General features: G+C 59.2%; 1 protein-coding gene. It reads right to left on the minus strand.

Going from position 1 to position 524, the window contains the following annotated elements; all coding sequences use genetic code 11:
- Positions 1–338: patatin-like phospholipase family protein (locus EOA86_RS37780; RefSeq protein WP_206630291.1), on the minus strand; the 338-nt coding region annotated here is incomplete at its 3' end.
- Between the last annotated feature and the right edge of the window lie 186 nt (positions 339–524).

Here is a 524-nt window from a genome sequence, read left to right on the forward strand (position 1 = left end):
CCCCCGAACAAGCCGCTGCCGCGCAGATTGAGGTCGAGAAGGCCAAAAATGCGCCGTTTGGTCAGGCTTCTGGCGAATTCTTCCAGCTCGTCCAGCTTGCCGGCGAGATAACAGCCGCCGACCAGCGCACCGATCGAGGTGCCGGCGATCATCGACACTTCGATGCCTGCTTCATCGAGTGCGCGCAGCACGCCTATATGGCCCCAGCCGCGAGCGCAGCCGCCCCCCAATGCCAGTGAAATGGCTGTTTTTTTTGGAGCTTCTGTGCCTGCGGGTGAAGAGAGGCCATTGGCCTCCCGAACGTCCGGTCTGTTGCGCAATGACGCCCACTCGAGCATCACAATCTCCCTTGTCCCGCGGCTAATGTATAGGCAGGCCGTATCGAAATCATGAATATACGTGGTTGCAGTTCGGCGAATGGTTCAAATGGATGGTTCATGGGGCTTTCGATACGTTTCTTCCGCATCGAACAGCGGCCTGCTCCCATCGCTGGCAAGCGTCCCCTTGCCGTCGATCAGTCCCAC

It is taken from the genome of Mesorhizobium sp. M5C.F.Ca.IN.020.32.2.1 (assembly GCF_004023105.1).
In the GTDB taxonomy this organism is placed as follows: Bacteria; Pseudomonadota; Alphaproteobacteria; order Rhizobiales; family Rhizobiaceae; genus Mesorhizobium; species Mesorhizobium wenxiniae.